The following is a 24,874-nucleotide window of genomic DNA, read 5'->3' as shown; positions in this document are numbered from 1 at the left end:
TGGCTTCCACCTTATAGCCCCGATCTGAATCAGATAGAGAAAAAGTGGGCTTGGATTAAAGGTGTTAGGAATCGGCTGCGAATTACGGATGTGGATTGGCTGTTTCAGGTGTGTATCGATAAATAAGTTTATTTGCTATATATCGTACGATATAAAATTTTATTTACTACTGTATTTTGACCATGGGTTATTTGCAAATACAGAAGGCTATCTGTAAAATATCTCATATAGAACTTAAAATCCACTAGCTTAATTTACGGAGTTAAAATACATAGGTATGCAGAAAATAGCCCGAATTTATCTTAGAGTGAGCACTCTGCAACAAAATTTAGACCGCCAGCGCGAAATCATCGAAGAAGCTAAGAAAAACGGTTTTTACATAGCGGGTGTCTATGAGGAGAAGGCCAGCGGGGTAAACGCGAGCAGACCAGAGCTTAATCGGTTGATTGGCGACCTACAGGAGGGCGATTGGGTCATCGCAGAAAAAATCGACCGCATTACCCGTTTGCCGCCTCGAGAAGCCGAACTTCTGATTCGAAGAATTACTGAAAAAGGGGCAAGACTGCATGTCCCGGATGTTTTTTCATTCGGAAATATTGATGAGCTGATGGGGCAGGGCGATTCGTTACCCAAATACCTAACCGAACCGCTGATGGAAGCATTGCAGAAAATGTTTCTGCGCATGGCCTTGAGCATCGCACATGAGGATTGGAAGACCCTGCGCGGCCGGGCGCAACAGGGTATTGAGCGGGCCAGGAGGGAAGGAAAAATGAAAGGCCGGCCGGCCGATAAGCAGCTGCACAAGCACATCATCCAATTGACCATGCAGGGTGTGAGTATTGCCGGTATCGCATCGGCACTGCATTGCAGCGCATCCACCGTGAGCAAGGTAAGGCGGAAACATAAAGCCAATCACAAATCGGGCGATAAAGACCAGTTTGATATTTTTCAGAGGAAGGAGTCATGAAGCCTCCGTTTTCATTAACCAATACCATGCTGAAGACAAACCACCTAACGGCGAAATCAGAATGCGTGCTGCTCAAATGGAAGGTTTGATGGAACTTTATCGGTCGTCATGCCAGTAAAACCAAGAAGCTGCTTACCTTGGCGGAAATTAACGAAATATCTGTATCCGGCTGGGTGCTTCAGGAATGAACTCCTGTCACATATTGACGAAGTCAATAAAAAAGACTGTCTGATTTTTAGGCAGTCTTTTTTTATATCACTGTATCAAAAAAATGATATAATTTAGTAAATTTATTATTTTTTTGATACAGTGAAGAATTCCCGTTCATATCTACAAATTGCTTCGGAAGTTGACCGTGTGCTCAAAGCGCAACGACTGACTTTGCGCGACTGTGTCGATGCTTATAACCGTGAGTATCAAGACGACATTGCAAAAAACAGAAAAGCACTGCTGAATAAGGATTTCATCCAGCGGGTAAGGTCGGGGCGGTGCAAGGTAATCAGTCGGAGGGTTGTTGATTTGTGCGTTTTCCTGCAAATCGATCCGTACGAACAGCCGAGCGAAACTTCTGCAATCCAAGAGTTGAAGGATATTGAAAATCTGATACGCCAATATCCCGCATTGGAATCAGGACTGCTTCAACTGCTAAAGGATGTACACCGGCTGCTTGAGTCCAATTTTGAAAAAATGCCGTTATCCGGGGAGGTTGTGTAAATGGACAGTCTGCTGAAAAATCTCGTCCGAATCCAAGTGTCGAATCTTTCAGGGTTTGATTTTCAAAAATTCATCATCTCCCTTCTGCGTATCCATTACGGAAACGACAATATTCAGGAAGTCCGCCGGGTAAAAGACCAGGGAGCCGACTGCCTAATACGGCTGGGGATTTGTGTTGCCTGCTATGCTCCGGAGAAAGCCGGCCAAGCCGGAAAAATGACCAAGAAATTGCACGATGACTTCGGTTCTTACCAATCAAACTGGCAACGGCTGTATCCTGACTGGCATTTCTATACCAATCTGGAACCTGCTCCCGAGCATATCCGGCAGGTGGCCGACTGGGGGTGGCAGCATAAAATATGCGGACTCGGCCATATTCTGTACATGATTGAAACGGATTCCGGCGGACGATCCAGACCATATCCGCAAAAATACCGGCTGTATCGTGAATTAAATATCGGTGACGAATATCTCGGTAGGGATTTTGTGGAAAAACTGCTTGATGATTTGTGCAGTCAGAACTACGAAACCGACCAAATAGACTATCTGGAAAAAGCCCCGGAAATTCTGCATAAAATCCGATCCAACAGTACAGAATCAGAGCATGAAGAATTTGAGAATTCGATAAAGTCTACTTATCCGTTTCAGGCTGAAATAGAAGAGGTATTGAATGCCTACACAGACCGCGATATCAATACCGTTAAAAACCGGATTTTCAATGACTACGGTAAATTGGCATCACTGCCGCTTAGCGGATTTCAAAAAATGAAACAGTTGATCGCGAATTACGAAGAACGTTATAACGGCGAATTGAAAGACGATATGCTTTCGGCCTATATATCCGCATTGGTGTGGTATGTTTTTTCGCAATGTCATATAGGTACAAAGCCGGGAGGGGATCAAAATGGCACTATTACATCCCGAAAGTGATTTAAGCCTATCGGTTGTAGCAATGGGCGCAGGGTTACTGAAAATTCTGTCAAAAAAATCTCCAGTCATGATCGATGATATGCTTGCGTCATTTCTCAAACAGGATCACCGCCGGACAATCGTCAATTTTTATTCGTCTCTGGAGTTTCTGTATACGGTAGGTGCAGTAGAACACGAACAGTACCATATCTCGATTTGCCGGCAGCCAACTCAAACCGACATTTTTGATTAGACACGGAAAGCCTGATTATGCTGAAAAAACTTTGGTCACCGACCGGTTTGTTGTTACAGGATATAAACTTCAAACAGGGATTGAATCTTATCATCGGCTCCGCCAAAGATGGACAATCCCACGGAACAAACGGTATCGGCAAATCCAGTATTGTCCGTCTGATCGATTATCTATTGTTGTCTTCGGATACGGCGAAGATTTTTGACGAAAAAAAATATGCGTTTCTAAAAGAACAGGGGCACCAGGTATGTCTGCTTCTTGAGAATGGGGGAGAGCTTCTGGAAATCCGCCGCAGTTTCGGAGAGCCGAAGAAAGTCTACATCCGGGAAAACATTCAGGCTGAATACCCTTACGAAATCGAAGAAGCCAAGAAACTTCTTTCCAGAAAATTCTTTCCGCAGAGCACCGAGCGGAAATATCCAGAAGGGAGTTACCGCAACCTGATGAATTTCTTTGTCAAAGATGATTTGACAAGTGTGAAGCGTAATGACCCGATTGCCTACCTCCAGCATGGAGGGGCTAAAAAGAGCCTACTAATATTGTTGAATCTCTATTTGCTTGGGTTGTCTTCCGCTCATCTGAACGATTTGCTGAAAACATGGGAAACTACCGAGGAACTGACTCGGGAAGTTAAGGTTCTGCAAAAACATCTGGAAACATCCGGTAAACCCATTTCCCAATTGCGTTCGGAACTGGCTGTTAAAGGAAAAGAGCTGGCACTCATCCGACAATCGTTAAACGAATTCAAACTCAATGATTCTTTCAAAAAGATTTCCGAAAGAATTGCGGAGCTGGACGAACAGCTGGCCAGCTTGAGAAAGAAAGAACGCCAAACCGGCAATCAGCTTGAAAAATTGAAGAAATTCACGGAATCGTCCCAGAGTGAAATCGATGTGGATGATGTCCGGAAACAATACGAATCGGTAGCTTTGGATTTGGGACGGATTGTCAGGAAAAGTTTGGAGGAAGTGCTGGATTTCCGGGCATCCATCACACGGGAACGGCTGAAGTTTTACGGCAACCGCATGACCGAATTGTCTTCGGAGCATAAAAAACTGTTGGCCGAAATCCAAGAGAAAGATGCGCAGCGTGCAGGGCTGATGAAAACAATCGATGACAATATGGATATGTCGTTAACAGAGGCGTGGGGCAGGTACGCATTAGAAAGTGCAAAAATTGCCGAAATCCGCCAGCGGTTGGACGGTATTGAAAAAATCCATGCTGAACTCGGCAGAATGCAGCACGATGAAAGCATGCACCATATGCAGATACAGTTGGCTCTGTCCGAGTATTCTGAATCTGTTGAAACCATCCGCAGCCTGTTCAACGAAATCGTTGCCGCTGCATTCGAAGACATCCGTTATGAAGCAAAGGGAGTCTACTTGGATATTTCCACCCCGGGGCAGTTAAAAAACAGAAATGTGCCGGTAAAAATAGAAATCGGTTTTCCGCATATCGAAGCACTGGGGCAGACCAAGTTAAAAACGGTCATTTATGATCTGACGGTATTTCTGAATGCCGTGCGCGAAAATATCCCGTTGCCTGATTTTCTGATACACGACGGGGTGTTCCACGGTATCGAAATCAGAAAGAAAGTCAATCTGTTGAATTACATTCACAAACAAAGCGAACAGGGCGGTTTTCAATATATCACCACCTTCAATGAAGACGAGATACAGATTGGAGACCTTGACCGGAACCGGGGGATAAATTACCGCTTTGATTTGGACAGCAATATCATTGTCAATCTGAAAGACAAGCCCGGAGAAATGCTGTTCGGATTCAGATTCTAAAAGTAACATTCCAAAACAAAAACGGAGTCAAATTTATCGGTAATCTATGCGGACAGAAACTTAGACTCGCCGCATGGTTAAAATTCGTGCAGGAACTTTCAAAAACCGAACAACTGCTTGCCGGTGTTGAAGTTGATTTGGATGAACCGCTGTGAGTATCGTCCGTGAAACCGTACAGATTAACGGCTGGCAGATTTATGTCCACGAATTGTTTTGGAACCAATATTTCAAACGAGAAGAGGTGGCGGTTACAGGCATTGGTTCAGAGCCAAATTCTTCCCGCCGTAAAGATCGGTTGGTAAGAAGTATTTGACATTAGTCATATTGTAGTTACAATTTGAAAATTAGTCGTACTGATGATCTTAAATTGCCTGATAGGAGAAGCAATATGCTGACACAAATCGAATTAACGCCTGCCCGTGCAGAGGCCTTGGAGAAGTTGGAGCAAGCAACCGGTGAAAGCAAGTCAGCTTTAATCAGCAAAGCCCTGGATCACTTTATCGAATTGCATCGTGAATATGCTGAATTGGCGGCTGAAGTAGAACAGGCAAGGGCAGAAATTGAGGCTGGACAATCATTCTCATCAGCGGAAATTACGGCAAGTGCTATGTCGGCCATTTCTAAAGTCAAGACAAGGAAAGCTGTCAGATGAAGACTGTTACATGGTCTCAGTTGGCTCGGTTGCGTGTCGATGAAATTGTAGAAATGGTGGCTGAATATGCCGGTGAGCAATCAGCAATCCGTTATGTTTCAGAATTCAACAGAATGGTGGAGTTGGCAGCCCATAATCCCAACATGGGAAAGATAGGTATTGTCCCAAATACGCGGGAACTCTATCCTATTCAGGGTAAATATCGGATTGTATATGAAGTATCAGGTGAAAAACTTCATGTTTTGACGGTAAAAGCTACCCAACAGCTTCATATTCCGGAGTCTTTTGATCAAGAGAAGGAAGAGGGTAAATAACGGTATGGCAGATATATCTTCCCGACAAACCGTTTCCAACGGTTTGTCAGTATCAAGAAAAAAACCAAGGGGACCAAATAAATTACCGACCAAAACGCAAGTTACCCTTCGTTTGGATCAGGATGTTTTAGCTGCTTTCAAGGCAACAGGAAAAGGTTGGCAATCCCGTATTAACGATGTTTTACGTCGGGAGCTTCCTTAATGGCAAACAACTGCCGGTCGATTGAAACAGTCCGCTACTCTTTGTTTGGTGAGTTGGGAATGTTTCGGGAAAAGATGCTTAAAAGTCAATCTAAATGCCAAAAAAAAGCATAGTTAAAAGTGAAGCATAAAGGCTGTCTGGAGTTTCCAAACAGCCTTTATGCTTGGATATTCAGCCGGAAAGTGGTGGGTCTGAAACAGGAAAAGCCGGAGACCTGTCAAACCGCAAAAGCGGCCAAAATGCTGGCAGCCGTACACAAGCCGGCTTTTGAATTCATCCCCGCCGATCCGTCTTGGGATCTTTACCGCCAGGGTAACACGCTCGGTAGCGGGTACAAGTATTGGCTCAGAGCTAAATTCTTCCAGCAGTTACCGCCTGTTTTTCCGATACAGTACACAAGAAAAAATCATTGTTTACGTATGGGTTAACAACGACAAAACCAAGCGTACCTATGGCAGCAAAACCGATGCTTATGAGGTTTTTGCCGCAATGTTGAAAAACGGTAATTCTCCGGATAGCTGGGAGGTACTGAAAATTACCGCCGACCTCTCCGCCGGCTTAATAAGCTTTTATCGCCCAAATGGGCGATAAAATGAGCGATAAAGTGGGCGATAAATTAAGTCTGTTCCGTGATGTGGTTGAAGACATCCTGTCACGCTAAGAGACGGTGACTTCCTCGGAGCTTCAAAAAGCAAGTGGAAAATCTGCGTCAACCGTTAAACGCCACTAGGCTGAAATGGTGGCTGACGGTTATTTGGTTGCGGAGGGTGGAAATAAATCCCGGCGTTACCGTAAAGCCGTCTGAAAGCTATTTTCGCCAGGGTCAAGGTGGAAGCATAAAGCCAATCACGAATCGGGCAATAACCAGTTCGATATATTCCGGTGCTTTGGAAAAATTTGACGGTAATGAAAAAATACATTACATTTAAATTGCGTTGAATAGGAGACACTCAATGGGTACTTTATCTATTACTGCCAAGGGGCAGGTAACACTGAAGCGTGATTTATTGCAACATCTGGGCCTTCTTCCGGGGCAAAAAGTCGAGTTCGACAAACTGCCTAACGGCGAAATCAGAATGCGTGCCGCCAAAGCGGAAGGATCGATAGAAAACTTTATCGGCCGCCATGCAGGTAAAATCAAGAAGCCGCTTACATTGGAAGAAATCAATGAAATCGCCGCATCCGGTTGGGCAGAACAGGAATGAAGATTACCGCCGATACCAATATTCTGCTGCGTGCGGTTCTGCAAGACGAACCCACTCAGGCAGCCGTTGCTTCCGAACTCCTGCGTTCGGCCGAGTTGGTGGCTGTTTCTCTGCCTAGTTTGTGCGAATTGGTTTGGACGTTGCAGCGTGGTGCAAAATTGAGCAGGGAAGATGTGGTGCAAACCGTGCGTGATTTGCTCAATACGGAAAAAGTGGCCATGAACCGGCCTGCAGTAGAAGCCGGATTGTCCGTACTGGAATCTGGCGGCGATTTTGCGGACGGTGTGATTGCCTACGAAGGCAGCTGGCTGGGTGGCGAGATATTCTGTTCTTTCGATAAGAAAGCTGTCAAACTTTTGGAAAAACAGGGTACAAAAACCAAGCTGGCGGCAGAGTAATCTGCTAATTTGAGAATGTTTCGGGAAGAGTCGTTTTATCTCCTAAATGGGCGATAAAATGAGCGGTAAATCTCTTGAAATATATGATATATATCAGGTGAGTAGGATAACAGGAGCATGAAATAAAGAATACCAATAGGCAGACAGACCAAAACGCTTTTTATGGTTATATAAAAAGCGTTTTGGCTGCTGGGTACGAGCCTCTAAAAATGCTCGCTCTTATACCTTACTCCTAATTGTTTTGATGGGGGATAAAAGTCGTGTCCCATACGTGTACCGTGCAACATGGCCGGGGTGTAACGGTAGAAATCGGCATTGTCCCAGTCAAATGTGGTTTGGATGTCGTGTTCGCGGTCGTTTTCAATTAGCTCGACAAGGTTCGGATTAAGCATGATGCTTTTGCCGATAGAGACACTTTCTACCCAACCGGTTTGATAGGCGGTAAGCATGTCGTCGGCAGTGTAAAGATTGCCTGAGCCAAAAAACGGTAAGCGTCCGGCAATTTTGTCATGAACCACCTGCATACGGGTAAGTCCCACAATGAAATATGCAGGTATTGCAATGGCTTATCCGCCAATGCGTCTACCAGTGCCAACGTTTCTTTCATGGTAATGCCGTGTTCGCCCGGTTCTTCGGGTGAGAAGCGGTAGCCGATAATGAAATCAGAGCGGTTGTGCTTTTGACGCATTTCGTCAATGGCATCAACAATCGCCAACGGGAAACGCATGCGTTTTTCCAGGCTGCCGCCCCAAAGGTCATCACGCAGATTGGTGGCGGCAGAGAAAAACTGCTGAATCTGCCAACCGTTCGCACCGTGGATTTCCACACCGTCAAAACCTGCACGCAATACCAGCTCTGCAGCGTAGGCGTAACTGGCCACCATATCCCAAACTTCCTGCTCCGTCATGGTGCGGAAACGACCGTAATAATCACCAGTGGCAGCCAGTAATTCTGCACCTTGTACCATGTCAGAGTCGGCACGCAAACCGCTGTGGGCAATTTGCACCACCGCTTTACTGGTTCATGCCATTGATGACAATGCCCAAAAATTTTACCTGAAACAACGCAGTAATTTGGTCAGCCACCCTGCTTCTGCCTCTGTTTTCAGTCGCCGGTTTTCTTTTGTTATCTGTTCCGCCTTCTCTTTCAGCAGGTTGTTTTGGCCAACCAGTTCCATCATTTTTTCCGTCAGGTTGTGGTGTTCCGCTTCGACATGGCGGATTTTGGCTTCATGTTCGGCCAGTTTTTCTTCCAGGTTGCGAACTTCTTCGTTTTTCCAGTCGGCAATTTCCCGCATGCTCTCAAGTTCTTTGCGTGCGGTATCCCATTCTCCGTAAAGTTTTTCCGCTTCGGCAAAGACGGCCGATTTCGGGTTGTTGTATACCACGCCGCCGATGGATTTACGGAAAATGCGCCGCAGTTTGTCCAAATGTTCCGATATTGCACGGTCGGCATCCTGTTCGCCCATCTGTGCAATAACCGTTTCATCAAGATACAGGGCGCTGTCCGGATCTCCTGTGGCAATCTGAATCACCGGAATGCCGACTGCTTCCAAATCCCGGCATTTCGGTGATCCGGCCGTCAGTTTTGACGTGTGGTAGATTTCGAATGCAAGTCTGCCGCTCCATTGCCGTTCAAGCGAGAATAGGGCGGTTGGGGCGGCAGGTTGGATAAACCGGCAGAGTGCATCTACTATATAAATATGCCTGTTGGCATCAATGCGCTGTTCCACATCCCCACCGTCAAAAACAATCTCTTCATCCGCTTTGCCGGAATATGGCCCGTACCTATTAAAAAATCGCAACCTGGTTTGTACTTTTGATGCAGCCAGCTCGGCAATTACCTGTTTGCACAAGGTGTGGGTCAGGGTTTCGGGGGCGGTATCGCCCGTTCTGTTTGCGACACCCTTGTAGGCAAAATAATGTGTCTGTCCGCGACGGGTCTTGTGCATCTCCAAACGTTCGCCGGGTTTGTGGCAGCTGTAGACGGTACTCAATTTCCGCATTTGAGCCTGCAATGGCGTAACGATTTCGTTGCCGTATTGTCCGGTATAGGCGATGACTTTCATTTGGATTTTCAGGGAGATTTAAGTAATTGAACCTTAACACATTGTTGTCATGATGGGCGTGTGATGCAAAAAATAATTGTAAAAACGGTTGACAGTAAAAAACTGTCTTTGCAAAATAAACCCGTACCAAATGTTTATTGCTTCATCAAAAAGCAAAAGCCGTAGCTGTAGTTCGCATACGGGTCTCTTTGGAGATAACTACTCTTTTTTCTCTATCGGCAACAGAGCCGACTTCTTTTCAAACCCCCTTGGGGATACACATCCCCGACGGGAATGGTGTATCCCTTTTTTATTGGAGATACATCATGTCAAACCAAACTCAAAACCCCCAAAACCAAAACCGCAACAACGATTATGTTGATTTGGTAACAACCGGAATAGGTTACATCAACCGCCCCCGTTGGATTACTCCCGACAAAGGCGAACCTTACATGGGTTGTTCCATCACTGCCTGGTATGGTAAAGGCGGCAAAGACACCCAGCTGTTTGAAACCAGTGTCTTCGGACAGGCCAAAGATGTGCTGAATGCTTTGCTTCAGGCCTATCCGCAGGTGGCTGATCGAAATGCCGGTCCCAAAGTTACTGTCACTTGTGGTTTTACCATAGGTGACGGTACGCCCGACAGCTTTACGACCCGGAAAGGTGAGCATGTTAAATGTATTCGAGGCAGGCTGTTCAAGATTAGCTGGATCAACGTAAACGGACAACGGTTCTTTACGCATCAAGACGATACGGATCAGCAAGGTCAGTCCCAGCAGCACGGGCAACCTCCGGTACAGCAGGGTCAGCCTCAGCAATACGGACAGCCTCCGGTGCAACAGGGTCAGCCTCAGCAATACGGACAGCCTCCGGTGCAACAGGGTCAGCCTCAGCAGTACGGGCAGCCTCCGGTGCAGCAGGATCAGTTCCAGCAATACGGACAACCTCCGGTACAGCAGGATCAGTTCCAGCAGTACGGTCAGCCTCCGGTACAGCAAAACGGTTACCGGCAGCCGGTTCAAAGCCAAAACCAGCAATATGCGCATCATGGTTGATATTTAAGTTCCTGATTATGTTGTTTGTGTTTAAATTTATTTGGCACAATATGACGGCATAGAAGGACTTCAGACAGTCTGACGGTTAAAACCGTCCCTTTAAAGAGAAAACCTTCGGGTTTTCTCTTCTCATTCCCAAGTTGGATATATGGATGGCGGGCCAAATCATCGCTGCTCATCGATAATCGCCAGCCTGATTGTCTGTGCTATACTTTGGTTATGAACAATATTGCCGTATCGGAACGCTCATTCTTCCGGTGCAGGTTTCCGTTCACTTTTTAAAATCCGCCGCAATGCGGCCATATCGGCGGTAACTGTCCCAAGCGGACAAGCCGTTTGTTTGGGACAGTTACCGTCCGCCGCCGAAAGACGGCCTACTTCAGATTTTTTCTCTTTTCTGCAGTAAAGGTAAGGTCTGCCTTGCGAGACCTGGCTTACCACTCTTCATTTGTCGATGCCTGTTCTGTTTCGGCAAAGCAGGTATCCGCAAATGAAGCTGCCTAAAAAACAGGCAGATGAAATTGTTCTTTAACAGTTGGAACCTAATACTATATTTTTTTCGGTTATCCACATAATTGGTGGATAACCCGCTATATTGCGGCCGTATTGATACGGCCGCCCCCAAACCTGTTCTGACGAGCAGGTTTTCCCGGAGGTTTGGTAACCGAATGGCCGGGAAAACCTGTTTTCACGCGTCGGCTTGCCGATGCTTGATGAGCTGGCATCTTTAACTGCCTAGGCAACTGTCACTGTAATTTGCCGTCAATACCGTTTGTGTGACTCTGTTTGACAAACCGCTTTCCAATGTCTCTCTCCCCATATCGAGAGACGGGAAACTTTTCATAACCGATCGAAAAACCGGTGGCCATGGCTTTTTCGGCGCGGGATTCCTGCAAGGGATAAATCCCCGTACCGTCAAACCAACCCGGTTCGATAGATTATCAGCCCCTGTACCCGGGTGCAGGGCCGTTTCAAATGGCTGCTTGCACAGTCTCTTTTGCCCGTTCACCCTGCTCACTCCAGTGGGCAGGCGCGGGCCTCGCCACCATACCGTTACGGTATACGGCCGTTTTCCGGCCTTCTTTTTCAACCCGTCGGGGGTACACTCCCCCGATAGGGCATGGTGTACCCCTTTATTTTTTAGGAGTATGACCATGAATCTCAATCTTGCAACCTTCCCGCACCGTTCCGGTGCAGTTCTGAATCCCAATTTAACCCCTGAAAACATACGCCTCGGCGATATACTGACCCACCGTTACGACCATCACAAAGTTGTGGTTGCCTGTATCGACGGCAGCCATCTGCTGTTGGTCGACAAAGACGGCAGAATCAGCCGTCAGCGTATCCGCCGCGTCATCGGCAGATACAGCCGTCGGGCCAACGACATCCATGGTCGGAACAATGCCCGTCTGGCACTGGTCAAAGCCGTGAATGCCTTGGATGCCGACACCCGGTTTCTGAGCAGGATGGGGCTGCGTATGGCCCAATGGGTCTATTTGGACAACATCTACCATGCGGTTCGACACTGACCGCACCGTCTGATTTTTCAGACGGCCTTCCCAACCACGGGGATACCGCCCCGTGGCAGGTATCCCTGTTTTTTACAGGAGACTGCCATGTCTATCTCTCTTCCCGGTACGTTGACCGTACAAGCCATACAAGGCCGCAAGGGTATCTTCCATGTGGCCCAACTTTTCACCTCCATCGGTGAGTTCAACCTTAAAAACCCCGTATTGATGCAGTTCGCACCCGGTGAATATCCCGGAAACTTCATCCTTGAACAAATTAAGGTCAAGGCCTATGAATGGAAGGGCGGCGCCACATCGTATATCGACGCAACGCTCGACTGGGCCGCGCTCGAACTGTTCGCAAAAGAAGTCGGATGCGTAGACGAAGCAGGGCAGGGGACGTTCGATCCCAATCCCGGCGAAAACGGCATCGTTATTCCGGATTGCGCCCAAACCATCGAACACATCGCCCTCATGATCAATCATCATTGCCGGACGGTAAATCTCGGTGAGTACATACTGAGCGACCGCGAAGTGCTGGGTTCTGCCCGGGATTTGCTCAGGGAGGCAGGGTATGTTTTTCAACCACAGGCACAGGCTTGGCTGTTACAGGAAAAAGCATGATGGAAAACCTATGGATGACTTCACGCAACAACCTGATGAGCGACGCATTTTTTATTTTCGGCCGCCGTTTGATGTTCGCATCGCTGCACGGCCGTGATGCGGACATGCTGGCTTTTCAGGCATCTTTGCAATCGGCAAGCCCTTACGGTTTCAACAGCAGGCTCGGTTTCAGACAGCCGGATGAAAAACGGGAATGCCCGATGCTGACCACCGCCGAAACACTGACGGACCTCTGCAAACACATCACCAAATATCCCACCCACCATTACGGCGCAGTGACGCACATGTTCCTGTATGCCGGAGTGTTGGCGGAACCCGACCTTGATGCAAAAACGGGTTGGGTGATTCTGGATGATGTTTCGGCAGACCTGGACAAAGCCGCCTGGCAATGTCTGCAACAGCTTTCGGACGTGCCGCTGCTGGAACACTGGCAGCACCGCATACTCGATGAACTCTCGAATAAAGGCTGTATCAGCCGTTATTTGCCCGCCATTGATGAACATGCGGCCGTAGTCGGTGTGCAGGCTGCGAAGGTGGCGGTGCCGGAAGATTTTGGAGAGTTGGTTACCTGTTTGCTGCGCAACGGAAGTCTTCGCGCGTAGTTTTAAAGCCCCCAGCGGGCTTTTTCAGACGGCCTTAACCAAGAAGGCCGTCTGAAAAAGTCTGTTTGGGCAACGAGCGTTACCACAGCCGACAGTCTGTTACTGTCAGGACACTGCTGCCGAAATTGCCCGGCCACATCCGTGTGGTTGCAGCTCTTTTGCCAACCATACGGCCGAGCCGTACATTTTTTAACCCTTGGCGGGAACGTGTTTTCCCGTCGGGGAAAAACCGTTTCCTGCCGTTTTTAGAAAGGAAATGCCATGTATCAAAAATTGGATGAAATCCTCTCCAAAGTGCAGGAAAAACCGTACCAACCGTTCCGGGTTCACAACCCGGAAGGCAGGGATCTCTTATTCAAAGGCAAAGAGATAATATCCGTGTCGGAAACAGAAATACCGGAACTCGGTGCTGACACAATCCGGATTATCGTTACGGACAAAGACAGTTTCGTCATACTGGACGGACGTTGTGAAAAACCGATGGTCATTAAGGACAAATATTCGTTGACGTTCGGCTGTCTCGGCTATGACCGTGTCGCCAAAGCGATATACGGGCTGCTGGGCATCGAATCTTTCGAATATGTGTAAGCAATCCTGATTTTTACCGACCCTCTGGGGCAGCTGCCCCGTGGCGGTTGCTCCTTGCCGAAAGGAAACCGCCATGAAAACCGTGGTACTGATTGCCGTGCTGTTCTCAGCCGGTACGGCTTTGGCCAAACCGGAAAAGAAAGGCAGCGAGATTTATACCAACTGCCGTATCTCGCAATACAAACTGATCTGTATGGTCTGATTTTCCGTATTTTTTACCAACCCTTTGGGGATGCCGATTCCCCAAGGGGCGGTATCCCCTTTATTTTGAAAGGAAATACCGTGGGTACCGCTAATTTTATGTTCAACCGCCGTCTGGATGTCATTTCCGGGTCGTCAGTCTCCCATTTCGACTTCAATGCCTTCAATGCAGGTTTGGATGAGGAAGACAGGCTCTCTCCCGGCGACGGTGACCGTTTGTCGGACATTCTTGCCCGGAATGTCGAAGATGCGGTGAATGACTTGAAATGCCGGGCAGACAAACCTGAAAACCTGCGCAAACACCGCATTTCAGGGTTCTTGATCGAGTCCGATACGGCCGCAGTCGAAAGCTGCCGTTATTACGACCGAAACTACGGCGGCATCCAGTTGGCCGAAATCACTGCGGAAACCCTGTTTTTCGGCCGTCACATCCGGATGGAAATGGCCGTTGTCCAACGGCACGGCTATTACGACGGCTGCAATCTGGATCAGGAATTCAAGCTGATGACGGGCTTCAGTTATGCCGACTTTACGCCGGACGATAATTCTTGGGACAGTGCTGCGGATTTCATCATTGATGAATACCGTTATTATGCCAAGGTTTCCAAAGCTAAAACCGGTCGCTGTTACAGCGGCATAACCAAGCGGTTGCAGGCATTGGAAAATGCACTGTGGCTGCGTTATGAAGAATTGGCGGCGCCGCACTGCGAACGATATCGTGTGGGCGTGCGTTTCGATAACGGCGAAACCTGGTATGAACGGGCTGCGTCATCCGCCGCCGGTTCTTTGTTTTAACCCGCGCTTTGTGCGCTTTTTTAGGAAGCTGTCTCACAGCTTCCTTTTTCTATAGGAAACCAATGATGCAAGTACCTTATTACGAACCGACAACAGTCGAAGAAGAGGAAGTGAATGACACCGTCTCCGAAATCGAGTATGCGATGGAGCAGGATGCGAAAGCCGGGTATGTTACCCGTGCCAAGTTGGCCTGTACGGAAAGGGAAGACAATCCCTATTTCGGATTTGCCCAGTCGACCGTTTTTCTCCGAATCTGGAATGATGACCTGCGCGGCTGGGTCCCCACCCAAAGTGATTTGAAATCCGGCTGGCAAGACTGCATGACCGGCAGCGAAACCGATTTCGACGTTGCAATGCCCGACGGTTCCACCGTTCGCGTTACGGGTTCTGCCCAAAAAATGGAGGCCCTTTCCGAAAGGAAGGTGCTGTCCGTATTGTGTTTTGGGAGTAATTAGCCCGGTGAACCCGCTTTGAGCCAACCACACAACCTGCATCCGCAGGTTTTTTCAGACGGCGGCCTTTCATTTGAGGCCGTCTGAAAAAACCTGTTTCGTAGCCCAAAGGAGGACATTCAAATGCCTAAAAACCATCGCAAAATTTCGATTTCCGACCTGAAAGTGATGCGCTCCCCGGCCGGATATTATGTGGGCAGAGATTATTGTGAGTCAGGTTGTACTGACTTAAAAATGCCGTATTCCCGTGAATCAGATTATTTTGCTACACGGGAACAGGCACATAATTGCTTACAAATTATGAAATTGGAGGAATCTTTAGGTTTTATTTAGTCTGACAGACTTAATCTGTCCCGACGCTGCCGTTAACCATCGTCAGCCGCATCCGTGCGGTACGGCTCTTTTTTCAACCCGGCGGGGAAGTCATGTCCCCTCGGGCATGCGGATCCGCATTTTTATTTTTTAGGAGAACTACCATGCCCGTTGTTATAAGCGCGGACTTCCCGTTTGTCGTACTCAGCACCAATAAGGGTGCCGTTCCGCCTGATACCGTCCTCCATCCGGCAGACGGTTCGGGAACGCCGGTCGTTTCCTGCCGACTGGACGGTGAAAATCCGGTTTTCGTTAGACCTGTATGCAATTGCTATATTACCTATCGTTCCGTTTTCGGCGGTAACGGTTATACCGTTGCCTACTCCGAAGCAGTCGCGAGGGAAAAGGTTGCACGGCTTATATGGGAAGGCTGCACCGATATTGTTCTGAGGGATGCCGCCGGTAACGAACTTGTTTTTGGAGGGCACCATGTTTGATGCCGCCCGTGATGAGCAAACTGTTGAAAACAGTACACAACTGGAGCAATTGATACCGGATTGTTGGTACGAAGTCGGTTCCGATACATCCGGCATACGTTTCGTCAAAGTGTTATGCCCTTTGAACGCAAACGAAACAGGCATGACCCATGTCCTGCTGTTGAGGAACGGCCACGGTAACGAAACGGCTGGCGAATGGAACAATTCCACCTTTAACCGGGCATTTTCGGATGTTCGGAAGGTTGAAATACGGTTCGATTCGCACTGATCATTGACCCCACCATAGGGATACTTTCCCTATGGGACGGGTATCCCGCTTTTTAGGAGATACCCATGCTGAACAAAATGTGTGACCGTGCCTATCGGGAAATGAAACGGCAGTGCCGTGACTACCTGATATGGCTGAAGGAAGACCAATCCTATGTCTGTGCCGAATACCGGCCGGATTGGACGTTTTTGGGATTGGATGGCGACAACCCGGCACATCACGACCTGTTGATGCTGCTGGACGGCTTTTTCATTGATGCCTGCCTGCAATTCGCGGCGGCAGAAGAAAAGGGTTATGTTGTTGTGGCGGTTCACCGTGAAAACGGCAGAACCGTTCAGATAACGGCACCGATGAGCGAAACGGAGTGTCTCGAAACCGTCCGGTGGATGGAATCGGATACCGGACAACCGGTGTGGCGGAAATTGTCCGTACAATCCGTCCGTAATCTTATGCTGTCTTCCTCGGGTACCGGTAAAACGATACTTGCCAGTAACTTTCCCATCGCTTAAACCTTGATTTGAACCTTTGAACCTGCTGTCAGGCAGGTTTTTTCAGACGGCCTGCGCAACAGGCCGTCTGAAAAAACCTGTTTCACGGCCGGCAGACCGTTATCTGCCAATTCTTGATGCTGCCGTTAACCATCATCAGCCGCATTCTGCGGACGGCGCTTTAAATTGGATAAATGCTTTATCGGTTGATAATAACCTGTTTTACACGCAGACAGTCGGTTTACTGTCTTTAGTAACCAACCGGCATTCCGGTTTCACCCCATTTCAAGATGCTGAAAAGCATCTATTTTTCCCTTTGGCGAATCTTCGCTGATTTTTTTTCAACCCCGACGGGGCGATTCCCCCGTCGGCGGGAATTGCCCCGTTTTCTTTTTTCAGGAGAAAACCATGCAGATCCCGATTCAAACCATTCCCCCCGAATTACCTCTGACAGATGCCCAATGGGCGGAACTGGAAAGTTATGTTACCGATCTCGAAGCTAAGCACGGGCGGTATATAGGGGATTTCAACCGGCTGATTCAGGCCGTATCCGCTGATGATGAAGCAGAACCGTCCGTTGCGAATGCGGTGGCGGAAGAAGCGGATGAAGGCGGTATGCCTTTGGCCGAATTCCTTGCCGATTTCGGAGACAGTCTGTTCGACGCGGTAACGGAACAGAACCGGCCTGTTTATCACGGCCAAACCTACCCGGAAACCGAAGCCGTATGGGACGCTTTGGCGCGCCCCCTGTTTGACGCACAGCGCGAAGTGGTGCGGGCGGTGGTACAGCAGCTGATTGTGGACAACAAACCGGCTGCCGTTATCAACGCCGAAATGGGTACCGGCAAAACCATGATGTCGATTGCGGCGGCCGCCGCCGCACATCACGCCGGCCTGCACCGCACTCTGGTGCTCAGTCCGCCCCATCTGGTCTACAAATGGCGGCGTGAAATCCTCAATACGGTACCGGAGGCCCGGGTATGGATTCTGAACGGAAACGATACCTTGGCCAAATTGCTGCAAATCCGCGCGCTCGACCGCAAACCGGCCGTTCCCGAGTTTTTCATCATGGGACGGGTACGGATGCGGATGGGCTACTACTGGCGGCCGGCCTACGCGGTCAGACGCAAGTGGGTTCCGTCTGAAGGCGCATCGGAAGGTTATGCCGTCACGGAGTTTTGCTGTCCCAAATGCGGTCACGAAATCTTAAACGAAGAAAACCGCCCGTATGCGACCGAAAGCGCGGTAAAGGCTGCACTGTCCAAGAACCGCCGCTTCTGCGGCCACGGCAAAACCAAACCCTGCTCAGAGGCGCTGTGGACGTTGTGCCGTAAAGAGCAACGGGAAGAAGGAACGGCTCCGACGGTGTACGAGCGGGTGGTCAAAGCCATTACCGCCCTGCCGGGAATCGGCCCGAAAACCGCCGACCGCTTGGTTTCGCTCTATGGCGGGGAATATCTGGCTTCCATCTTGGAAAACAACATCCAGGCATTCTCGAACCTGATGGACGAAAACGGTGATTTCCTGTTCGACGACCGTCAGGCCGGCCGGATCGACCGGGCGCTGGGCAAAGCCGAGTTCAGCTTGGGCAGGGGAGGCTATCAGCCGACCGAGTTCATCAAACGTTATCTGCCCAAAGGATTCTTCGGGTTGATGATTGTCGATGAGGGCCACGAGTACAAAAACTACGGTACGGCCCAAGGGCAGGCGATGGGTGTGCTGGCACGCTGTGTCGGCAAGGTTTTATGCCTGACCGGCACCTTGATGGGCGGTTATGCCGAAGACCTGTTCTATCTGTTGTGGCGGCTTTGGCCGCAAATGATGATTGAGGACGGTTTCGTCTACAACAAAGGCAATACCCTCGGCACGGCCGGCATGGCGTTTATGCGCCAACACGGCGTGTTGAAGGAGATTGTCCGGCGTGTCGGCATCGAATACAGCACCGGGGCGTTCAGCAGTTCCAAAGCGGAACGGAACCACGTCCGGACCGCAAAGGCACCGGGATTCTCTCCGTTGGGCATCATGCGTTATGTGCTGCCGATCACGGTGTTTCTGAAATTGCGCGACTTGGGGGAGGGCATTCTGCCGGATTACCGGGAAGTTTTCCGGCCGGTGGAAATGACCGAAGGGCAACGCAGTGTCTACGGACAGATGGAAAAGGAACTGCAAAGCCATCTGAAAGCGGCATTGCGCCAACGCGACAATACCCTGACCGGCGTGGTCATGAACGCACTGCTGTCATGGCCGGACTGCTGCTACAAACCGCAGGAAGTGTATTGGCGTTCGGAAGACCGGGTGCTGCATCAGACCGAAGCACAGTTCGGAGCAGATGAACCGACCCCGAAAGAGGCCGATATGCTCGAGGTGGTTAAAGACAGTTTGGCCAAAGGCAGAAAGTGTCTGGTTTATACGGTCTACAGCGACACCCGGGATACGACGGGCCGTCTGAAACACCTGCTCAAACTGCACGGTATCAAAGCCGCCGTAATGAAGGCATCGGTCAAGGCCGACCAACGCGAAGACTGGGTAGAGGACCATCTACTTCATGGGATAATGTATAAAATTTAACATAATATACATTATGCGAATCTAGAAATCAGTCCAAATAGCATGGCGGGGGGCGCACAATGAAGAAAACCCATGATAACGACCAAACTCAGATGTCACTTCCTTTCAAATCCCGCGTATAAACTTTTTCTTCCACATCACTCAAACTGTCGTTCAAACGATTGGCCAAAATAATATCTGCGCGTTGTTTGAATTCGGCCAAATCTTTGACCACTTCCGATCCGAAGAAATCGGTGCCGTGATATTCAGGTTCATATACGATAACGGGAATGCCTTGTTTTTTGATGCGTTTCATTACGCCTTGAATACTGGAACTGCGGAAGTTATCCGAACCTGATTTCATGGTTAAACGGTAAACGCCGACCACCGACGGTTTTTTGCGCAATACGTCGTCGGCGATGAAATCTTTGCGGGTTTTGTTGGATTCGACAATCGCGCCAATCAGGTTTTGCGGTATGTTTTCGTAGTTGGCCAAAAGCTGTTTGGTGTCTTTCGGCAGGCAGTAGCCGCCGTAGCCGAACGAAGGATTGTTGTAATGCGTACCGATGCGCGGGTCAGCGGATACGCCTTCGATGATGTGGGCTGCGTCCAAACCGAAAGTAACAGCGAATGAGTCCAACTCATTGAAGAATGCCACCCGAAGTGCCAGATAAGTGTTTGAAAACAGCTTGATGGATTCTGCTTCGGTGGGGTTGGTCAGAATAATCGGTGCGTCGGGCTTCAGACTGCAATCGCGCAGGGCTTCGGCAAACCGTTTGGCGGCTTGGTTGGTATCGCCCATGACGATGCGCGACGGATACAGGTTGTCATACAACGCTTTGCTTTCGCGTAAAAATTCGGGTGAAAAAATAATGCGATCCGTATTGAATTTTTCGCGCATTTTTACGACGAAGCCCACAGGAATGGTGGATTTGATGATAAGCCACGCTTGGCTGTTTTTTTCCAATGCGACAGCCAGCACGGTTTCTACCGAGCCGGTATCGAAATAATTGGTCTCGGGGTTGTAATCGGTGGGCGTGGCAATAATGATGTATTCCGCATCGGCGTATACTTCGTCTGCATTGGTCGTAGCACACAGGTTCAGGGGCTTTGTTGCCAGATATTCGCTGATTTCTTCATCCTGAATCGGCGAGATTTTCCGGTTAATCAAATCCACTTTCTCCTTGCTGACATCCAGCAGCAGAACTTCGTGTTGTTGGGCAAACAGTACGGCATTGGAAAGCCCTACATATCCGGCTCCGACTACGGTAATTTTCATTGGTTTCCTCATGATTTCGGGTTAATTGAAGTGTGAATCCAAACGTATTTCACAGATTTTTAATAATGCTTCGATTGTGTGCGTGCGGTTTTCAAACAGCGTGCTGATGTGAATGTGGCGAACCAGACTCAATGTGGTATAGATTTCGACCACTTCGGGGGTTGCGGTTTTGCTGTGAGCGAGAAAATGCCGTCTGAAAGCCTCTTCGTGTGCGCTCAGGGCTTCGATGTCGCCGTATCTTCGCAATGCAAGTTCTTGAATATGCGCGATATAGTTTCCTGCGTCCAACGCTGCATGTCCTTGGCAAACCAAATCCAAATCCAGCAGTACCATATGCCCGGGCTTGCCGTATTGCTCGAATATCTGGTCTTGGTAAAAATCGCGGTGGATGGTTACAGACGGCATATCCGGTATTTTGTCGGCAACCGCCCTGCTCTTTTCCAATACGGCAGCAATCCGGCCTGCCAGTTGCGGCAGTTTTTCCTGCGTTTCGGTCAGACGTTTTTGCAGGATTTGCCATTCTTCAGACGGCGTCCAGCAAGGCAGTTCGAGTGTTTGCGCAACGTTGCTTTGGTGCAGGGTGTTGATTGCATCGGCTGCACAGCAACCCAAAAAGGCCAAACGTCTGTTTTGCGGCATCAACACATCGCCGATGCCCTGCCCGTTTATCCTACGCTGAAACCATATATTGAGTTCCGGCAGCACGCCTAAAACTTCCGGCACACCGGTTTCGGCCTGCTCGTCGAAACCCGATTTCCAAAGCTGTTCCTGAACACGGCAGGAACGTTTATCCAAACCTTTGGTACGGTATTTGCCGATGATATAGCGGCTGCTCTCCCCGTCGGGAATCCGATAATCGACCAAGGCGCGGCGCGCGGCTTTGTAACGCCTGAGCGATGCGCCCGCAACAGTATCCTGTTCGGGCAGAATGCCTGCTTCTCGGAGCATTCCCTGCATTTTTTCGGGGTTTAACAGGTTTTCCAATGAAGTATCTTGCGACGTATCGACTGTTTTGTCGGCACATTTCATAAACGAAGCACCGCCGTCAGCCAAGATTTCTTCCGTGCGCTGCAGAAGTTGCAGGGTATATTGTTCCCAATGTAAATCCCTTTTGCGGAACGGTTCGGCGGCCAACCGAAGCATGGCCGAGGCAACGAACCAGTAAAGCTCGGCCAAATCGGTTTCTTTTTTCTTGGCGTACATCTGCAAGAAAGTTTCCGATATGGCATCCGCCTGCCAGCGCGGCAGCGCGCCTTCAATGACCTGCAATTCCAGCCGGGCTTGGAATGCAGCCAAATCCATCAGCGGATGACCGTAGGCCGAACGGTCCCAATCCAAAATGTGCAGTTTGATTTCGCCGGCTTTGTTTTTTCTTCTGACAACTTGGTCTAAGGAAAAATCGCCGTGAATCAGCGCGAACTGCTCGTTCACGCCGCCAAGCCCCTGACCTACCCGTTCGGCCAGCCCTGCAAACCATTCCGCCTGCTCGGGCAGAGTGTGTTCAAACGTATTGAACACGCCTTTGAGCGACTGTATTTCGTTCGGGATACCGTATTGAACGGGATGCCGATAAGTTGCGTTGTGGATGCGTGCAAGCTGTTTGGCCAATTCCGCAACCAATTCTTCCGAAGGCAGCCTGCCTTCCTCGGGGCACAGGCTCTCGCCTTTCTGCCAGTTTGTCGCCAGCGTGCAGCTTGGGCCGTCCGCACCCATCAGAAGCACGCCGCCGTGCGACACGCCGAATGCGTTGCCGATGAGCATTTTGGTAAATTCTTCAGGCGTACCGCTGCGGATAATGGCTACGGGCTGCCCGTTCCTGCTCACTCTGGCCACCAGCCTGCGTTCGGGCTTGTAGCGCAGGATTTTGATGGCCAATTCGCTGTCGTCGATTTCGGGCAACGAACAGGCTTTCAGCATGTGTTTGCGGTGCGTTTCGCTGACCAGCCAGTCGAGATGGCCGATATTCTTATCGTGTATCGGGTGCAGCAGCATGATAAACAGGTCGGCAACCGCCAAAGGGGCGAACGGGCCGCCTTGTTGTACCAGCTTTTGACGCGAAGGTTTGTTCCAGGATTCCTGAAAGCGTTTTTCCGTCAATGCTTTGGCGTAATAATGGTGGCCGCTGCCGTCTGCCAGAGTGATATACAGGGTGCTGGCGCAACTGTTGCCCGGTTTGTAGCGCAGATATTGGATTTCCGCCTTAACCGCGTCCTTGAAGCGCGGCAGTTCTTTCAGCTTTTCCAACAGCATTTCCGCATCGAACAGCGCGGCCAAACCGGGCAGTTTTCCGTCTCTCGAGACGATTCTTTTGTCTGCTTCTGTCAGCATATTCGGTTGATTCCTTTTTCAGACGGCCTTCAGCCTATCTGCATTTTCCACCAATTCGCATAATTTCCGCCTTTTGCAAGAAGCTCCGTATGACTACCCTGCTCCACTACCACGCCGTTTTCGATGAAAACGATGCGGTCGGCGGTGGCGGCAAAAGCCAGATCGTGGGTGATCATGATGGTGGTACGTTCTTTCATCAGGTTGTGCAGGGCATTGATGACATAGTTTTCACTTTCTCTGTCCAAGCCCACGGTCGGTTCGTCCAGCACCAGAATCGCACTTTGATTGATGGCTGCGCGGGCGATGGCGATACGCTGACGCTGGCCGCCTGAAAGCGAACCGCCGCGCTCGCTCAGAATGGTATTGTAGCCGTCGGGCATTACGCTGATAAAGTCGTGCGCATTGGCGAGTTTGGCTGCGGCAACGATTTCGGCGTGGGTTACCGCGCCCGCATTGTGCAGCGCACCCAAGGCGATGTTGTCGCGGATGCTCAAGCCGAACAGCAGGTTTTCCTGCGGCACCACGGCAATCTGTTTGCGCATACTGGCAATGGTGTAGTTGCGGATGTCTTCACCATCGATGCGCACTGCACCGCCCGTCGGCTCGTATAGACGCAACAGCAGACTGGTGAGTGTGGTTTTTCCCGAACCGGACGGGCCGACGATGGCCACGCTCTCTCCTGCAGCGATTTTGAAATCCACATCTTTCAATACGGCCAACTGGCCTTTGCTTTTATCGTGATAGCTGAAACGCACATGGTCGAAATGGATTTCGCCGCGCGCCTTTACCAAATCTTTCGCTTCCGGTTTGTCGGTAATGTCGGGCTTTTCGTCCATCAAGTCGACGATACGCTCGCCTGCGGCCAGAGCTTTGGACAGGCGCGCGGTGTATTTGGCGTATTCGCGCACCGGACGGAACGAATTGTTCAGATACGACATAAATACAATCAGCTCGCCCGGCGACATCTTGCCGTCCAAAACCGCATTGGCACCGTTGAACAGCACCACCGCCGTTACCACCGCCACCAACACATCCACACGGCGCTCCAGTCCTGCGGCCAGTTTTTTCGATTTCACTTCCTGCGTACGGCTCTGGCTGTTGTTGCCCTCAAAACTGCGGATGGTTTCGCCTTCGAGCGACAGCGACTGAATCGTGCGGATAGAAGCGATGTATTCAGAAGCCTTCGAAGCCAAACCGCCTTCTTTTTTGCGCTGTTCCCTGCTCACTTCATGGATGCGTTTACCCGAGCGGTTGGTGGTAAACCACAACAGCGGCAGCGACGCAATGGCAAACAGCGTCAGTTTCCAGTCTAGAAACAGCATTACGCCGAGCATACCCGACAAGACAAAAATATTCGCCAGCATCGGCATCAGCGCGGTAACCACGGCTTCGCGCAGCATGCCCACATCACTTACCAAACGCATGGTCAAATCGCCGTTTTTGGCTCCTGAATGGAACTTCATCGACAGCCCCAGCAGGTGTACGAATAAATCGCTGCGTACTTTGGCCAGAATACGGCTGCCTGCCAGCGAAAGCCCGACGGTGCTCAAAAAATTGCCCGCCGCCATCAGCAGCGCAATCAATATCACCGCCAACGCGCAACCCAACAGCAGATATTGGTTGTCGATGGATTGCAGTGCAATGTCGAACATACTGTCGAACTTAATGTCCTTTACCGCCGATTCCTTGCCGATGCCGCCGTCCATCCTATCCACATGTTCGACGACTTCCACCAGAATGTGGTCAACAGCGAAAGCCAGCGGCAGCGGTTTAAGCAGACGGACAAACGTTGAGGTCAGCAAAGCCACCAGCGAACCGATGATGAGCCAGCGTTCCGGACGGATATAGTCACGGAAGCGGTACGCTACCTTCCACC

Annotated in this window: 30 protein-coding genes; 23 read left to right on the top strand and 7 right to left on the bottom strand. The window is 49.8% G+C overall.

Annotated features, from left to right (window positions below; translation table 11 throughout):
• From ACEYDX_RS08655 to ACEYDX_RS08595, 13 genes are all read left to right on the top strand, one after another.
• Positions 1 to 126: transposase (locus ACEYDX_RS08655; RefSeq protein ID WP_373740712.1), on the top strand; the 126-nt coding region annotated here is incomplete at its 5' end.
• 181 nt (positions 127 to 307) lie between these two features.
• Complete coding sequence (locus ACEYDX_RS08650; protein WP_373741617.1) at positions 308 to 967, top strand: recombinase family protein; 660 nt, start codon at positions 308 to 310, stop codon at positions 965 to 967.
• A 357-nt stretch (positions 968 to 1,324) separates the two neighbouring features.
• On the top strand, positions 1,325 to 1,681 hold the full coding sequence (locus ACEYDX_RS08645; protein ID WP_373741616.1) for a hypothetical protein: 357 nt from the start codon (positions 1,325 to 1,327) through the stop codon (positions 1,679 to 1,681).
• A complete protein-coding gene (locus ACEYDX_RS08640) occupies positions 1,682 to 2,611 on the top strand; it encodes a hypothetical protein (protein ID WP_373741615.1) in 930 nt (309 codons plus the stop codon).
• Positions 2,586 to 2,843, top strand: coding sequence for an ABC-three component system middle component 6 (locus tag ACEYDX_RS08635; RefSeq protein WP_373741614.1), 258 nt, complete (start codon positions 2,586 to 2,588; stop codon positions 2,841 to 2,843). The genes ACEYDX_RS08640 and ACEYDX_RS08635 overlap by 26 nt, the downstream gene beginning before the upstream one ends.
• 17 nt (positions 2,844 to 2,860) lie before the next feature.
• Complete coding sequence (locus ACEYDX_RS08630) at positions 2,861 to 4,636, top strand: DUF2326 domain-containing protein (protein WP_373741613.1); 1,776 nt, start codon at positions 2,861 to 2,863, stop codon at positions 4,634 to 4,636.
• A gap of 388 nt (positions 4,637 to 5,024) precedes the next feature.
• Complete coding sequence (locus tag ACEYDX_RS08625) at positions 5,025 to 5,288, top strand: hypothetical protein (protein WP_373741612.1); 264 nt, start codon at positions 5,025 to 5,027, stop codon at positions 5,286 to 5,288.
• Positions 5,285 to 5,602 carry a type II toxin-antitoxin system RelE/ParE family toxin gene (locus ACEYDX_RS08620; RefSeq protein WP_373741611.1) on the top strand — a complete coding sequence of 106 codons (318 nt, stop codon included), beginning with the start codon at positions 5,285 to 5,287 and terminating at the stop codon, positions 5,600 to 5,602. The genes ACEYDX_RS08625 and ACEYDX_RS08620 overlap by 4 nt, the downstream gene beginning before the upstream one ends.
• A 4-nt stretch (positions 5,603 to 5,606) precedes the next feature.
• The gene (locus tag ACEYDX_RS08615) at positions 5,607 to 5,804 is read left to right on the top strand and encodes a BrnA antitoxin family protein (protein WP_373741610.1); all 198 of its coding nucleotides are present in this window, start codon (positions 5,607 to 5,609) and stop codon (positions 5,802 to 5,804) included.
• A gap of 119 nt (positions 5,805 to 5,923) precedes the next feature.
• Positions 5,924 to 6,232 carry a type II toxin-antitoxin system YhaV family toxin gene (locus tag ACEYDX_RS08610; protein ID WP_373741609.1) on the top strand — a complete coding sequence of 103 codons (309 nt, stop codon included), beginning with the start codon at positions 5,924 to 5,926 and terminating at the stop codon, positions 6,230 to 6,232.
• Positions 6,144 to 6,395: a type II toxin-antitoxin system YhaV family toxin gene (locus ACEYDX_RS08605; RefSeq protein ID WP_373741619.1), complete on the top strand. Its 252-nt coding sequence runs from the start codon at positions 6,144 to 6,146 to the stop codon at positions 6,393 to 6,395. The genes ACEYDX_RS08610 and ACEYDX_RS08605 overlap by 89 nt, the downstream gene beginning before the upstream one ends.
• 362 nt (positions 6,396 to 6,757) lie before the next feature.
• Entirely contained in the window at positions 6,758 to 7,009 is a 252-nt protein-coding gene (locus ACEYDX_RS08600) for an AbrB/MazE/SpoVT family DNA-binding domain-containing protein (RefSeq protein WP_373741608.1), read from the top strand.
• Positions 7,006 to 7,407 carry a type II toxin-antitoxin system VapC family toxin gene (locus ACEYDX_RS08595; protein WP_373741607.1) on the top strand — a complete coding sequence of 134 codons (402 nt, stop codon included), beginning with the start codon at positions 7,006 to 7,008 and terminating at the stop codon, positions 7,405 to 7,407. The genes ACEYDX_RS08600 and ACEYDX_RS08595 overlap by 4 nt, the downstream gene beginning before the upstream one ends.
• Before the next feature lie 203 nt (positions 7,408 to 7,610).
• On the opposite strand, the gene ACEYDX_RS08590 is transcribed toward ACEYDX_RS08595, so the two are convergent.
• The 3 genes from ACEYDX_RS08590 to ACEYDX_RS08580 are packed head-to-tail and all read right to left on the bottom strand — an operon-like array spanning position 7,611 to position 9,475.
• Positions 7,611 to 7,856: a hypothetical protein gene (locus ACEYDX_RS08590; protein ID WP_373741606.1), complete on the bottom strand. Its 246-nt coding sequence runs from the start codon at positions 7,854 to 7,856 to the stop codon at positions 7,611 to 7,613.
• Positions 7,826 to 8,413, bottom strand: a complete 588-nt coding sequence (locus ACEYDX_RS08585; RefSeq protein WP_373741605.1) for a hypothetical protein — start codon at positions 8,411 to 8,413, stop codon at positions 7,826 to 7,828. The genes ACEYDX_RS08590 and ACEYDX_RS08585 overlap by 31 nt, the downstream gene beginning before the upstream one ends.
• A 45-nt stretch (positions 8,414 to 8,458) precedes the next feature.
• On the bottom strand, positions 8,459 to 9,475 hold the full coding sequence (locus ACEYDX_RS08580; RefSeq protein WP_373741604.1) for a hypothetical protein: 1,017 nt from the start codon (positions 9,473 to 9,475) through the stop codon (positions 8,459 to 8,461).
• A gap of 305 nt (positions 9,476 to 9,780) precedes the next feature.
• Here ACEYDX_RS08580 and ACEYDX_RS08575 point away from each other — a divergent pair, with 305 nt between their 5' ends.
• On the top strand, positions 9,781 to 10,509 hold the full coding sequence (locus ACEYDX_RS08575; RefSeq protein ID WP_373741603.1) for a DUF3577 domain-containing protein: 729 nt from the start codon (positions 9,781 to 9,783) through the stop codon (positions 10,507 to 10,509).
• On the opposite strand, the gene ACEYDX_RS08570 is transcribed toward ACEYDX_RS08575, so the two are convergent.
• The gene (locus tag ACEYDX_RS08570) at positions 10,500 to 10,688 is read right to left on the bottom strand and encodes a hypothetical protein (RefSeq protein WP_373741602.1); all 189 of its coding nucleotides are present in this window, start codon (positions 10,686 to 10,688) and stop codon (positions 10,500 to 10,502) included. The genes ACEYDX_RS08575 and ACEYDX_RS08570 overlap by 10 nt on opposite strands.
• 975 nt (positions 10,689 to 11,663) lie before the next feature.
• Here ACEYDX_RS08570 and ACEYDX_RS08565 point away from each other — a divergent pair.
• From ACEYDX_RS08565 to ACEYDX_RS08525, 9 genes are all read left to right on the top strand, one after another.
• Positions 11,664 to 12,038 (top strand): hypothetical protein, encoded by a 375-nt coding sequence (locus ACEYDX_RS08565; RefSeq protein ID WP_373741601.1) that lies wholly within the window; start codon positions 11,664 to 11,666, stop codon positions 12,036 to 12,038.
• 87 nt (positions 12,039 to 12,125) lie between these two features.
• Positions 12,126 to 12,641 (top strand): DUF3275 family protein, encoded by a 516-nt coding sequence (locus tag ACEYDX_RS08560; protein WP_373741600.1) that lies wholly within the window; start codon positions 12,126 to 12,128, stop codon positions 12,639 to 12,641.
• Positions 12,638 to 13,243, top strand: a complete 606-nt coding sequence (locus ACEYDX_RS08555) for a hypothetical protein (protein ID WP_373741599.1) — start codon at positions 12,638 to 12,640, stop codon at positions 13,241 to 13,243. The genes ACEYDX_RS08560 and ACEYDX_RS08555 overlap by 4 nt, the downstream gene beginning before the upstream one ends.
• A 261-nt stretch (positions 13,244 to 13,504) precedes the next feature.
• On the top strand, positions 13,505 to 13,831 hold the full coding sequence (locus ACEYDX_RS08550) for a hypothetical protein (RefSeq protein ID WP_373741598.1): 327 nt from the start codon (positions 13,505 to 13,507) through the stop codon (positions 13,829 to 13,831).
• Positions 13,832 to 13,885: 54 nt separating this feature from the next.
• On the top strand, positions 13,886 to 14,827 hold the full coding sequence (locus ACEYDX_RS08545; protein WP_373741597.1) for a hypothetical protein: 942 nt from the start codon (positions 13,886 to 13,888) through the stop codon (positions 14,825 to 14,827).
• Positions 14,828 to 14,889: 62 nt separating this feature from the next.
• Entirely contained in the window at positions 14,890 to 15,282 is a 393-nt protein-coding gene (locus ACEYDX_RS08540; RefSeq protein ID WP_373741596.1) for a hypothetical protein, read from the top strand.
• A gap of 786 nt (positions 15,283 to 16,068) precedes the next feature.
• Complete coding sequence (locus ACEYDX_RS08535) at positions 16,069 to 16,356, top strand: hypothetical protein (RefSeq protein ID WP_373741595.1); 288 nt, start codon at positions 16,069 to 16,071, stop codon at positions 16,354 to 16,356.
• Between the two features lie 65 nt (positions 16,357 to 16,421).
• On the top strand, positions 16,422 to 16,865 hold the full coding sequence (locus tag ACEYDX_RS08530; protein ID WP_373741594.1) for a hypothetical protein: 444 nt from the start codon (positions 16,422 to 16,424) through the stop codon (positions 16,863 to 16,865).
• 594 nt (positions 16,866 to 17,459) lie between these two features.
• On the top strand, positions 17,460 to 19,412 hold the full coding sequence (locus ACEYDX_RS08525) for a DEAD/DEAH box helicase family protein (RefSeq protein ID WP_373741618.1): 1,953 nt from the start codon (positions 17,460 to 17,462) through the stop codon (positions 19,410 to 19,412).
• 88 nt (positions 19,413 to 19,500) lie between these two features.
• Here ACEYDX_RS08525 and ACEYDX_RS08520 read toward each other — a convergent pair whose 3' ends face one another.
• The 3 genes from ACEYDX_RS08520 to ACEYDX_RS08510 all read right to left on the bottom strand — a co-directional run.
• Positions 19,501 to 20,670 carry a nucleotide sugar dehydrogenase gene (locus ACEYDX_RS08520; RefSeq protein ID WP_373741593.1) on the bottom strand — a complete coding sequence of 390 codons (1,170 nt, stop codon included), beginning with the start codon at positions 20,668 to 20,670 and terminating at the stop codon, positions 19,501 to 19,503.
• Positions 20,671 to 20,691: 21 nt separating this feature from the next.
• Positions 20,692 to 22,998, bottom strand: coding sequence for a phosphotransferase (locus ACEYDX_RS08515; RefSeq protein WP_373741592.1), 2,307 nt, complete (start codon positions 22,996 to 22,998; stop codon positions 20,692 to 20,694).
• A 29-nt stretch (positions 22,999 to 23,027) separates the two neighbouring features.
• Positions 23,028 to 24,874: ABC transporter ATP-binding protein (locus tag ACEYDX_RS08510; protein ID WP_373741591.1), on the bottom strand; the 1,847-nt coding region annotated here is incomplete at its 5' end.

The organism is Neisseria sp., assembly GCF_041804105.1.
Lineage (GTDB): Bacteria > Pseudomonadota > Gammaproteobacteria > Burkholderiales > Neisseriaceae > Neisseria.
The sequence above is the reverse complement of the archived record's forward strand: the minus strand, read 5'-3'. Positions and strand labels throughout refer to the sequence as shown.